This window comes from Peredibacter starrii (assembly GCF_034259205.1).
GTDB classification, from domain to species: Bacteria; Bdellovibrionota; Bacteriovoracia; order Bacteriovoracales; family Bacteriovoracaceae; genus Peredibacter; species Peredibacter starrii.
The window spans coordinates 942,115-956,130 of the sequence record NZ_CP139487.1; the positions used below are offsets into that span (position 1 = coordinate 942,115).

Consider the following 14,016-nt stretch of genomic DNA (forward strand, 5'->3'; position numbering starts at 1 on the left):
TATCTTCTGAATTTTAAACCGTCTCAAGGAATGCCTGAAATGGGCGCTAGATATCAACTGGGAATTTTCTTTTTTCTCATTTCAACTGCGCAGGCAGGAGATTCTCTTAGCTACTCTGGCCGAATTGTGAATACAAATGGTTCTCCTGTTGTCGGTCCGGTAAATTTAAAATTTGAACTCGCCAACTCTGTTGATTCAACTAATATTCTCTGCTCTCAGCAAATCACTAACGTTTCCCTAACAAACGGTGTGTTTCACGTAAAGTTAGATTTAAATTGTGGGGCCTCCACTCTGAATCAAGTGCTGAGCGCCATTCCTTCGACTGAAACTCCGATCATTCGTGTAACAAATGAAACTGCAGGGAAAACATATTCCTTTCAGGCGCTGCACTCAGTTCCTTCTGCTCAAATTGCTCATGGACTTGCAAAATTAAATGCAAACAATAATGAAGTTCTTACCTGGACAGGTGCGAAGTGGGAACCTAAACCAGTTAGTGGTGCCGCTGGCGGAACAGTCACAGAAATCATTGCCGGCTCCGGTCTCTCAGGTGGGACAATCACAAACTCTGGAACTATCTCAATTGCATCTGGTGGGGTAGCGAATTCTCATCTTGCTGGGGGAATTGTTCGTTCCAAACTTGTAAGTGGAACCGCTAATTATGTGTTAATCAATGACGGGTCTGGGAACATAAGTGAAGTGGCACAACTTCCTCTCTCACAAGGTGGTACAGGTGCTAATACCGCCGCGAATGCTCGAACAAATTTAGGATTAGGTTCTGCTGCAACGGCAACTATTGGCTATGCGGCCGGAAATGTTTTGCCTTCGGATAATATTCCGGTTTGTCTCCCAACTCAGAAACTACAGTTTACAGGATTAGGTCCAACTTATTGGGGATGTGCCGCCGATGTAGATACGACATCTGATCCAACTAAGTTACCACTCGCAGGTGGTGTAATGACCGGTGAAATTAATATGGGAGTGAATAAGATTATTAATCTTGGAGCACCGATTAATCTTACTGATGCCGCCACAAAGGCCTATGTCGATAACCAAGTTGGAAGTGTTAGCAGTGGAGTGACTGGAGCATGGGTGAGCGTGCCTCTTTCTGATACTGATGAATATGACCTTAATTGCCGTTATCAGTTTACTATCTCAGGTAGTGTTATCGTGGCAAACGTGGTGCGAACCAATGCGATTCAACATATCTTCAATACGATGAATAGTAATACTACAATGACGTATTATTCTGTGCCTAACACTAACAAAGCGACTGCTCAATATCATCAGGACAACTGGTCGAACAATCAAATCTCCGCAAACATGACTGTAACTAGTGTGATGAAAAACTGCGGACCTACCACTCCGGTTCCGAACTCGATTGTTGATGCTGATACCGGCACTCGAATCCAGGTAGAAGCCTCATCGAATGAAAACAGTATCCGTTTTGATACGGACGGAACGCAGAAGATGATCATCAACGCTACCGGAGAAGTGGGGATTGGAACTACGACTCCTGTCGATAAATTAGATGTGGTAGGAAACGTTGCTCTTACAGGTAAACTAAGACTAAAATCAACTACCGCCAACTTTGTAGAACTTAAAGCTCCAAACGCGTTGGCCGCGACTTTGATTTTTAATCTACCTGGAGTGGCCGGAACTTCAGGGCAGGCCCTCGTTACTGATGGCGCAGGAAATTTATCATGGGCGACAGTTGCAACCAGTGCCACTGCCGTGGGTGGCGATCTCTCTGGAACAGTATCAAATGCGCAGATTCTTGCTGGCTCAATAGTGGATGCGGACATTTCTGCCAGCGCCGCCATTGCTCAGTCTAAAATCAGTGGTCTTGCCTCCTCTCTTTCAGGAAAAGAGCCAACCATTACTGCTGGTACAGCGGCCCAGTATTGGAGAGGAGATAAGTCCTGGCAGACACTAAATGGTGTTGCTGTTGGAAATACGGCGGTCGGAAATATTGCGGCCACAAATGTGCAGGCGGCAATCAACGAATTAGATTCTGAAAAGCAACCTCTCATTATTGCAGGAACCACTGCTCAGTACTATCGCGGTGACAAAACCTGGAGTTCATTACAAAGTGATGTCCAAGCTTTAGTCATGAATGGATTTGCAGTAGGAACGAATACTGCGCTTTCGAGTAGTGATACTCTTTCTGGGGCCCTCGGAAAACTTCAAGCTCAGATCAGTGCAAACCTCACAGCTTTTAATAATACCGCACAATGGAGTGAAAACGGAACCAGCGCTTATTACAATACTGGGAACGTAGGGATAGGAACATCGGCTCCCGCTCAAAAGCTTCACATTAATAGTGGTAACATTCGAGTTGATAATGGCTCAAATGCGACTATCTTCAACAGCGGTGGTATGTACTTTAGTGGGGTGCCTGGAGCAGGAACTCATACTAATTATGTATTTCGTCCAGGTTGGGGAAGTGGTGCCAATACTCTTGCAACAATAACAGTTCAGAATGCAAATACATCAGGTGGATATAACAACTGTGTTCATTTATCGAGTTATGGACCTTCATACTTCAGTTGTGGCGCCGTAGGTATAGGAACTGCCAGTCCTCAATCTGACTTAGATGTGAATGGAAGAATTCGAGTATCAGGCTCATCGCAACCAACTATGGAAATATATAATTCTGGAGCACCTGCAAACCAACGCTGGACTGAATTGTTTAGTGGTACTGACGGAGTCGTTGTTTTAAGGACAATGAATGATGCATACACGTCCGGTGCTACGATTTTTCATTCACACAGAAATGCCGGAACACATACCATTGATTATACTGTATTGGATGGAGATGTCGGAATTGGTTTTCGGCCTAGTTACAAATTTCACGCAAACGGTGTCGTCGCCGGAGTAGGTGCTTACGTTAATGCTTCAGACAGAAGATTAAAGAAAAATATCAAACCGATTTCTGATGCAGAAAAATTACTAACTTTGCAAGGTGTATACTTTGATTGGCGACAGGACGAATTCCCAAAAATGAATTTTGAGCAGGCCAATGATATGGGAGTAATCGCTCAAGAAGTGGAAAAAGTTTTTCCTGAAGCAGTAAAGACAGATAAGCAGGGTTACAAATCGGTAGCGTATTCCAAGCTCATTGCTCCTCTGATTGAAGTCACGAAAAATGAGCATCAAAAGATCAAGTCCCTTGAGCAAAAAGTTAGCTCTCTCTCAACTGCTAACGAACAACTTAGAAAAGAAAATGCCCTCATCAAAGGATATATTTGCTCTAAAGATCCTAAAGCGCTTTTGTGTAAATGATTGATTTTACAAAGAGTGAACACTGTTAAACACTTCTTAATTTATTCCTTGGAAATCCCGATAAGACTTTGAGAAATCAAAGGATTAGACCCAAAAAAATGGGAAAACTCTCACGCGTCTTTTATCATTTCTTATGTGGCTCTCTCATCGCCATCATCTCCGCTGCCTATGCGGAGTCGTTAAGTTATTCCGGCCGTCTGGTTAACACAAATGGTTCACCAGTTATGGGCCCTGTAGATTTGAAATTTGATCTCGCAAGCACGGCAAATACATCGACTATTCTTTGTACTCAACAAATCACAAACGTTTCACTTACTAATGGTGTCTTCCATGTGAAATTAGATTTGAATTGTGGTGCTCAAACTCTTTCTCAAGTGTTGGGTTCAATTATTTCACCGGATGCTGCCGCCATTAGAGTGACGAATGAAACTGCAAGTAAATCATATTCATTTCAGTCGCTACATTCAGTTCCATCGGCGGAAATCGCTCATGGTCTTTCAAAGTTAAATGCGAATAACAATGAAGTACTCACTTGGACTGGTTCTAAATGGGAACCAAAACCTATCGTTGGCGCGACTGGTGGTACGGTTACTGACATTACTGCAGGAACAGGATTATCAGGTGGAACGATTACGAACTCAGGTACTATAGCCATTGCAAATGGCGGAGTAACTGATACACATCTTGCCGGAAATATTTCTCGCTCTAAACTCGCTGCCGGGACCGCCAACTCAGTAGTTGTAACGAATGGTTCAGGAGTGATGACTGAAGTTTCACAACTTCCAGTTTCAAATGGTGGTACGGGCTCTTCAACTGCGGCCGGTGCGCGTACGAATTTAGGATTGGGTGATGCTGCTGTTGCGACGATTGGTTACGGTGCTGGTCAAGTTATGCCAGGCGAAGTTCCCATGTGTCTTTCTCATCAAAAACTTCAGATGAATTTAGGGCCAACGTTTTGGTCATGTGTGAATGATAATGATTCTCTGGATGCTACTAAACTTCCTCTTACTGGTGGAACAATGAGTGGCGCCATTGCGATGGGGAACAATCAAATCACAGGACTTGCGGCCCCGACGCTTGGAACCGATGCTGCGACTAAAGACTATGTTGATACGAAAGTCTCTACTGCTCCTGGAGATAATCTCGGTAACCACACAGCAACAACTAATCTCGCTCTTGGATCTAACAACATTACTGGTGTTGGCACAATTTCTATTGCTAATGGTGCATGGAATTCGCCAAGCATCAACTTTACAAGTTCACCTTCAACAGGTTTCTTCAATAATGGTGGAATCATAGGATTTTCTGCTAACGGAAGTCTTTCTATGAATCTTTCATCGTCAACCCTGATTATGAATGGTTCATTTGCTCCTTACCTGCGTCTTGGTGGTGGAACTTTTAATGCTTCAAATCCAACTTATGCATTTAATGGAGATCCCGATACAGGGATATTCAATCTTTCGACTGACATTCTTGGCTTCACAACTGGTGGAGTCGAAAAAATGCGTATTCTCGCTACCGGTGAAGTTGCGATTGGTAAATCAACAGCAGCAGGAAAACTTGATGTTGCCGGAGATGTTGCCCTGGAAGGTGCAGTAAGATTTAAGTCTGATAACGCAAACTATGTAACACTGAAAGCTCCAGCATCTCTGGGTGCTACTTTCAATTATACTCTTCCATTGACGGCTCCAACTGCGGGCCAAGTTCTTTCATCAAGTGCTGCTGGTGTTATGTCCTGGATCACACCAACTTCTTCTCCGATTACGACTGTCTTCGGAAGGACAGGGGCGGTGACTGCTACGGCCGGTGATTACTCTGGTGCTCTTATTACAAATACTCCAGCAGGAACAATTGCTGCCTCTACTGTACAAGGTGCAATTGATGAACTGGCGGCCGAAAAGCAAGCGGCAGATGCCACGCTGACTTCACTCGCTGCCTATAATACGAATGGAATCTTAGTTCAAACTGCAGCTGATACTTTCGCTGGCAGAAGTATTTCTGGTGTCGCAAATAGAACGTCAGTAACAAATGGTAATGGAGTTTCAGGTAACCCAACAGTAGACATTGATACTAATCTTCTTCCTTCACCTGCTGGTGGAGACGCTGGAAAATTTTTAAAAGCTTCTGGTGCCAATGCTTCTGCGTGGACCGCTCTGGCGGCCTTAGATATTACAAGTGCTCTGGGATTCACACCTGTTAATAAAGCAGGGGACACTTTAAGTTCCGGTACTTTCAGTTTTGGTGGGACAAGCCTTCTTCAAGTCACAAATAATCCCGTCAACGCTACTGATGTAACCAACAAACAGTATGTGGATGGACAAATTTCAGGAGCAGGAAACCAATGGGGTCTTGCAAGTGGTAATGTTTATCGAAGCACAGGTAACGTAGGGATTGGAACTTCAACTCCGGGTGCTCAGATTGAAGTGAGTGCAGTCAATTTGAGTCCTCGAGTAAAAGTCGTAAATACTTCAAGTTCAGGTGTAAGGTATCCAGGTTTTTCTGGAGTTAACTTCACTGGCGGTACTGCAGGATTTCCTGTTTTGGATTTATTAAACTCTCGCGGTACTGAGGCAGCTCCACTTCCAATCGTATTGGGTGACCCATTAGGGGCAGTGACAGCAATGGGAAACCAGAATTCTGGAAGTACGGCCTTCACGAATGCCGCTCAGATTTATTTTTCGGCGGATGGAAACTTTTCCGCAACAAGCACACCTGCAAATATCTACTTCCGAACGACTCCGGCCGGAGCAGTCAATAACGTAAACCGAATGACGATTACCTCGGGGGGCCTGGTCGGAATTGGTAACTCATCTCCAAATGCTTTACTTTCGTTAGGTGATGGCACCAGTGGTGATAAATTACTTAGAATAAATGAAACCTCTGCCACTCACAAACGCGCCTCTATGATGCTTGGACAATGGGAGATTGGACAGGATTCTCAACCTAACAATACACGCGATTTTTTTATTTTTGATGGCTTTCAATCTCAGCAACGTCTCGTCATTGGAAGTTCTGGGAATGTCGGTTTAGGCGTTAATAACCCTTCATATAAACTTCATGTCGGTCCAGGTAACTTCTTTCTAGAAAGTGGTCACCTTTTTGTTCGTCATAACAGTAATGAAGGTGGTGCGGTTCGTATTCAAAACATGCAGAAAACCGGAGCGCTTGTTAATGATTGGGTCATATATAACATGACGGGTGGATATAATAATGGACTTGCATTTTGGAGATACGCGGCCGATGGAACAAATCTAGGTCCTTCGATGAACTTACATGATAATGGAAACGTAGGTATCGGTACCAGTGCTCCTTCTGAAAGACTTGAAGTCATGGGTAACGTAAAAGGTGTGGCATTTCTCAATACATCAGACCGTCGCTTAAAAAGAGATATCGCGAGCATTCAAGATCCAATTGAAAAGATCAAACAACTTCATGGTGTAACTTATAAATGGAAGGAGAGTGGTGAGAAGTCAGTGGGCTTCATCGCTCAAGAAGTAGAAAAAGTATTTCCAGAATTGGTAAGAACAGACAAAGTAACTGGCATGAAATCAGTCCAATACTCAAACCTTGTGGCGGTGTTAGTTGAAGGTTTTAAAAAGCAATACGATCAAGGTGAGAAAGAAAAAGCAGAGCTTAAAAAAGAAATCGATCGCCTTAAGGCCGAAAACGAAGAGACCAATCGTAGACTAGATAGAATTGAAAAGGCCCTCCAGAAACACCCATAAATCCAATAACTTACAATGGTTATTAAGCCGTTCTTTAATTAAATAACTTTCTTTAAAATGCCGATAAGACTTCTGAAATATCAATGGGATATAACCGATGTCTGTGCGGTCTAAATTAACCTCAAAATTCTTAGTGATCACCGCCATCACATTCATTTCTTATGCATATGCTGATTCATTAAGTTACTCAGGTCGATTGGTGAATGCTAACGGCTCGCCGGTTGTGGGTCCTGTGAATTTGAAGTTCGATCTTTCGAGTACTGCCGATACTTCAACTGTTCTTTGCTCTCAGCAAATTTCAAGTGTAGCACTCACGAATGGTGTGTTCCATGTGAAATTAGATTTAAATTGTGGAGCTTCAACACTCTCACAAGTATTGGGCTCGATTGTTTCACCTGACTCGGCCGCCATTCGTGTAACGAATGAAACGGCCAGTAAGACATATTCATTTCAATCTCTGCACTCAGTTCCTTCAGCACAGATTGCTCATGGTCTTTCAAAATTAAATGCGAACAACAATGAAGTTCTGACTTGGACGGGTTCGAAGTGGGAACCAAAACCTGTTACGGGTGCAACTGGTGGAACCGTCACTGATATCACTGCTGGTACAGGTTTATCAGGTGGAACAATCACTAACTCTGGAACAATTGCCATCGCAAATGGTGGAGTTACCGATACACATCTTGCCGGAAATATTTCTCGCTCAAAGTTAGCAGCGGGAACTGCTAACTCAGTGGTCATCACCAACGGGGCAGGAGTAATGACGGAAGTCGGACAACTTCCAGTTTCAAATGGTGGTACAGGTTCTTCAACTGCGGCAGGTGCTCGCACGAATTTAGGACTAGGTTCAGCTTCCGTGGCCAACCTTGGCTATGCCTCTGGGAACGCTCTTCCTGCGGATAATATTCCTGTTTGTCTTCCGGCCTTCAAACTTCATTTCACCGGTGTGGGACCAACTTATTGGTCATGTGAAGCTGACAACGATACAAATTTAGATGCAACTAAATTACCACTTGCTGGTGGAACAATGACCGGCTCAATTGATATGGGTACTAAATCCATTATCAATCTCGCAAATCCTGTTGATCCTGCTGATGCTGTTAACAAGGCCTATGTTGATGCTCAGGTCGGTGGTTCATCTTCTTGGACTAAAAGTGGATCTGATATTTACAACAACAACTCAGGAATGGTGGGAGTTGGGCTTTCTTCTTTTTATCCTGATATGAAATTTCAAATTGAGACTCGCCCAATCAATGCAAACGGAAGAGCAATCAATGCGGATTTAAGACAGCATACTACGACCAATGGTACCTACGGCCTGCTAGGTGGTGTTTTCAAGGGGCAAACAACGATCGCAAGTGGTGTTACCAATGCCGGAAATTTAACTGGTACCTGGTCTGTGGCCTTTAGAAATAATCTTCCCGGAACTTTGGATAATGGAACACTTGCGGGTATCAAAGGCGATTACATTCAGTATGGACATTATAATAGCGAAGCCGCTTCAACTCCATTAACGACTGACGTCTATGGATTGTACTTATCTCCACATTATAAAACCGGAACGATCTCTAATCTCTACGATATTTATGTTCACTCGGGATCAGGTGGTGGATCGGTCTCTAACTATTATGGCTTGTACCTGCCTGGTTCGGCCAAGAAGAACTACTTTGAAGGTAATTTGGGTATCAATGTTTCTTCGCCAACAGAAAAGCTTGATGTGGATGGTAATATTGCGGCGACTGGAAAGCTTCGTCTAAAATCAACAACAGCAAACTATGTCGAGTTAAAAGCTCCTGATGCCCTCGCTTCTACTCTTACATTTAATCTTCCTGGCACAAACGGAACTTCTGGACAGGCCCTCATTACAGACGGTTCTGGAAATTTATCTTGGTCAACAATTTCAGCTTCTGGAACTTCAGTCGGTGGGGATTTAACCGGAACAGTTTCAAATGCTCAAATTGCGGCAGGAGCGATTGTTGATGCTGACATTTCTGCAAGTGCTGCCATTGCTCAAACAAAGATTAGTGGGCTTGCGGCTTCATTCACGGCCAAGCAAGATTTTATCACGGCCGGAACAACAGCTCAGTATTGGAGAGGGGACAAGTCTTGGCAGACTCTCAATACAACCGCAGTTGCAGAAGGAACAAACTTATACTTCTTAGATTCACGTGTGCGTGCAGCGCTTATGGCGACTTATGCAACTGGTTCCGCTCTGCCAGTAAGTACATCGGATACTCTTCTTCAAGCACTTGGAAAATTAGAAGGTCAAATCGTTGCCAACAAAGCAGCCTTTGATGGCTCTGGGGTGTGGAGTAAAAACTCTACAAATGTTTATTACAACGGCGGGAATGTTGGGATCGGGACGAATACCCCTGTCCAGGCACTGGATGTGAGAGGTTCGATCTCTGCCCTAGGACGAATCTATGACGACACAGGGGCCTCTCTAGAATTAGGTATCTCAGGAAAAGCAACTTCTATCAACGATGGTGAGCTTCAAATTTCTTCTTCAGGATATGTTGGTGTAGGTACTACGAATCCTCAAGCTCGTTTAGATGTGGACGGTTCTCTACAATTAGGCCGCGCAGTTGATAATAGCACCTCTCGCTATTTAAATATTCAAACCGGTACTGATACCAATAATGCTGGTAATGGATTCGCAAATGGGGATTCTGTTATCAGGTTAGATGGAGGTGCCAACTCTGGAACGAACACTCTACATCTTTTTGGGAATGGATCTCGAGTTCTTAATCTGGATCTGTTTGATGGTAGCTTGTTTGTTGCAAATAAATTAGGAATCGGAACAGCGGCCCCATCAGGACGTCTCACTGTCTCGAGCCAAGGTAACACTCTTACAGATTATACGGCCCGTTTTCAGAGTAGCGGGACAGTAGCTGGAGCTGGTGGTATTTTATTTGATCAAAATTCAGCTTATTCATTCAAGCTTCATACAGAGGGGACTTCTGCCACTTCTGGTCGAATGGTTTTCAGTTACATCAATCCAACAGATGGAACTGTTACAAATGACAACATACTGACCTTAGGGCGCGGTTTTGTGGGGATTGGAACAAACGTGCCAGTTACGTTGCTTTCAAATATCCCGAACACCGATTCGTGGAGCAACGTAGGAGATGTGAACGGCACCGGACAAAATACTCAGTCATTCAGCTGGAAAACAAGTGCTGCAGGCTATTCTGCGGCGATCATCAATACCAATTCTGGCGTCACAGGTAATGGTCTTCAAGTAAGAACGACAGGCACATCTTCCGGTCATAATATTTTCACTGCGGGTACTGGAGTCGCTTCAGGAGCTAATACGGATATTTTCAGCGTAAGAGGTAATGGTACTGTCGGTATCAATATGATTACTCCACAGGCCGCACTCGATGTGAATGGATATTCTGCTTCTCCAGGTGTCGGGACCATGAGAATTAGAAACTCCTATAACTCAGGTGGATCTCGATACTGGCAAATTGGGCCAGACGGAAATGGTAGCGGAAACTTTGTGGTTTACACTGATGGTCTTGCTGGCGCCTATATCGTTTATGGTCAGACGGCCTGGAGTTCAAGTTCAGATAGACGTCTTAAAAAGGAAATCGAGCCAATTGAAGACTCGCTTTCAAAAATCATGCAACTCAATGGTGTGACCTATAAATACAAGAAGGACAAAGAGTCTGATCCAAGAAAGGCAGGTGTGATTGCCCAGGAATTGAAAAAGGTTCTACCTGAAGCAGTGACGGAGGCCGATGGTTACTTATCAGTTAAATATACCGAGATCATTCCACTTCTTATCGAAGGTATCAAAGATCTCTTCAAAGAGAATAAGCGTGAGATAGCTTCTGTCAAAGCTGAGACAGATGCACGAATAAAAAAATTAGAAGCAGAGAACGCCGCTCTCAAAAAACAAAATGCTGAAATGAATGCTCGCCTTGATCGAATCGAAAAGTCCTTAAACCGTCCTTAAGTTTACCTCCGCTTTGTCTTCAATAAAGCACAATCTTTAACAACTCGTTAATAATTTTCTGTGCTGCCTTATACTTATTCAGGGACGAATAAGAAGAGGTAGTTCTTGAAAAAAACTAAACGGCTTAATAATGCATTTTTTTGTGTTGTGGCCTTGTTAATTTCCGGTCATGCGAGTGCAGAATCGTTAAGTTACTCAGGACGATTGGTGAACTCTGATGGGTCACCAGTGACCGGACCGGTAGATTTAAAATTTGAAGTTGCTTACTCCGGTTCCACCGGTACTATTCGATGTACCTCCGATGTAAATGCTGTCTCACTCACGAATGGAGTTTTTCACGCAAAACTCGCATTCATTTGTCCGACCTCTTCCTTATATGAAGTATTAAGTAGCGTTCCTGCAGGAGAGGACGCGGTTATGCGTGTGACGAATGAAACGGCCGATCCCGATAGAGTTTATTCTTTTCAGACCATCAACGCTGTTCCTGTCGCTCAAATGGCCCATCAACTTCCTAAAATGGATGCAACTAATGATCAGGTTCTTACTTGGACAGGATCCAAGTGGGAACCGAAATCCGTCACAGGTGCTACTGGCGGAACTGTGACTTCTGTCGCAACAGGTTCCGGATTAACAGGTGGACCATTTACTACGACCGGAACGATTTCAATCGCCACTGCCGGAGTATTGGATTCACATCTGGCTTTCGGAATTGCGAGAGCAAAACTTGCAGGTGGAACTCCTAATTATGTTTTAGTAAACGATGGAAGTGGTGCTTTAACTGAAGTAGCACAACTTCCTCTCACCCAAGGTGGAACTGGCGCCAACACTGCTGCACTTGCTCGAACAAACTTAGGACTGGGGAACGCGGCTGAATCCAACATTGGATATTCCTCTGGAAATGTGATGCCAGGTGATGGTGTGCCTGTCTGTTTGTCCTTTCAGAAATTGCAATTCACCGGAACTGGGCCGACTTATTGGTCATGTGCCGTGGATAATGATTCGGCAGATGCATCGAAATTACCATTGGCCGGTGGAACGATGGCCGGTGCCATCAATATGAATAATAATTTTATTACAGGTGTTCGCTCTCCATCTGATCCTGGTGATGCTGTTAATAAGGCCTACGTAGATGCACAGGTGAGTGGCTCATCATTTTGGACATCGAATGCTTCAAATTTGTCTTACGGATCAGGAAATGTTGGAATCGGAAATTCTTCTCCCGCCGAAAAACTTGATGTTACCGGGAACATTGCTCTAACGGGTGGATTAAAACTTCAATCGAGCAGTACCAATTATGTCACGTTAGCAGCACCAGCTGCCTTAAGTGCCAACATTACTTACACTTTACCATTAACGGCCCCGAGCAATGGACAGATTCTTTCTTCGTCAGCTGCTGGAGTCATGAGTTGGATTACTCCAGCAAGTGCTATCACAAATGTCTTTGGTAGAACAGGTGCTGTGTCTGCGGCATCAGGTGATTACAATGCTTCACTTATCACGAACTCACCATCGGGAACTATTTCAGGAACTACAGTTCAAGCGGCGTTAAACGAACTCGATACTGAGAAGCAAGCGGTGGATGCCACACTCACAGCACTCGCGGGCTACAATACAAATGGAATTCTTGTTCAGACCGCCGCTGATACATTTGCGGGAAGGAGTATTGTAGGGGTCACGAATAGAACGAATATTACCAATGGAAATGGTGTTTCAGGAAACCCTACAATAGATATCGACACGACCTTATTACCTTCGCCGAATGCAGGCGATATTGGGCGATTTTTAAAGACCACTGCCGCCAACACTTCGGTATGGAGCTCACTTGCTTCCGGCGATATCACTACCGCTTTGGGTTTTACTCCAATTAATAAGGCAGGGGACACCATTGCTTCTGGGACTCTGGAATTTAATTCAGCAGGGATTTTAAAACTTTCGAATCCCCCAGTGAATCTAACAGATGCCGTGAATAAACAATATGTGGACAATCAGATCACTGGTGCAAGCAACCAATGGTCTTCCTCAAGTGGAAACTTGTATCGTGCTACTGGAAATATAGGTATTGGAACGACCTCGCCAACTGTTCCTCTGGCAATTGGTGGAAGTTTATTTGCAAATACCTCAAATCAAATTCACATCGTTAATACAGGAACATTTAGTAGAATTGCTTTTGGTGAAGACCTCAATAATTATGGTGAAATGATCTGGAGTGATATCAGTGATCACATCTCGTTTAATACCAAAAGGGCAGGTTCAAGTTTTTCGAATGCGTTGGTTGTCAGAGATGACAAGGTCGGTATCGGAACTGCTACACCAGGAAGTGCTCTGGATATTACCAAAACAGATCCTATTGTTAGAGTTAAAAACATCGGTGGTGATATTGGCGGTATGTTTTTAATGAATTCTGTAAATGCTGGGTGGCTAGGAATGTTTAACCCTAATTCTTCCACGACTTTTGGAGTCATTCCTACTTTAACATCTAAGACATATCTGGCCTGGGATAATTCGGGAAAAATTGGATCGGTCTCGAATACATTCACGACTGGGAATCCAGGATCACCTGTTTATCGAAACTTGCTGGATGACGGTTCTGGAAAAATGGGAATTGGAACCTCTTCTCCTACCGAAAAACTTGATGTGAGTGGTACTGCCACTATGAACGCTTCCACTGAGGGCATATCAACTTACGCGACCTCAGGAACCACATATACGATTTTGGATTCTTCACTAAATATTCGGCGTATTACCTTGAATGCAAATGCGACCATCAATTTACCTGCTTTTGCTTCAATGTGGCCCAAGGTTTACACACTCACCGTTTTCTTGAAGCAGGATGCAGTTGGATCACGGACCGTTAATTTTAATGGTAATGGTGGGGATACAGTGAAGTGGGATAGTGGGGCCGCCCCTTCAATCTCACTGACTGCGAATAAGATAACTATCGTACAATTCACAAAACCTTCAGATGAAACTGTATGGTATGGATCTAAGGTATGGCAGGAAGACTAAGTTTATTTATCTTTGCCGTCTTAATTTTTCTTCTCTTCTTTG

General features: G+C 43.8%; 4 protein-coding genes. All 4 read left to right on the forward strand.

What is annotated here, in order from left to right:
• The first annotated feature begins 39 nt into the window (after window positions 1-39).
• The 4 genes from SOO65_RS04700 to SOO65_RS04715 all read left to right on the forward strand — a co-directional run bounded on the left by SOO65_RS04700 (window position 40) and on the right by SOO65_RS04715 (window position 13,974).
• The gene (locus tag SOO65_RS04700; RefSeq protein WP_321397730.1) at window positions 40-3,282 is read left to right on the forward strand and encodes a tail fiber domain-containing protein; all 3,243 of its coding nucleotides are present in this window, start codon (window positions 40-42) and stop codon (window positions 3,280-3,282) included.
• 98 nt (window positions 3,283-3,380) lie between these two features.
• The gene (locus SOO65_RS04705; protein ID WP_321397732.1) at window positions 3,381-7,007 is read left to right on the forward strand and encodes a tail fiber domain-containing protein; all 3,627 of its coding nucleotides are present in this window, start codon (window positions 3,381-3,383) and stop codon (window positions 7,005-7,007) included.
• 103 nt (window positions 7,008-7,110) lie between these two features.
• Complete coding sequence (locus SOO65_RS04710) at window positions 7,111-10,968, forward strand: tail fiber domain-containing protein (RefSeq protein WP_321397735.1); 3,858 nt, start codon at window positions 7,111-7,113, stop codon at window positions 10,966-10,968.
• A 105-nt stretch (window positions 10,969-11,073) separates the two neighbouring features.
• Window positions 11,074-13,974 (forward strand): DUF8740 domain-containing protein, encoded by a 2,901-nt coding sequence (locus SOO65_RS04715; RefSeq protein ID WP_321397739.1) that lies wholly within the window; start codon window positions 11,074-11,076, stop codon window positions 13,972-13,974.
• The last annotated feature ends 42 nt before the right edge of the window (window positions 13,975-14,016 follow it).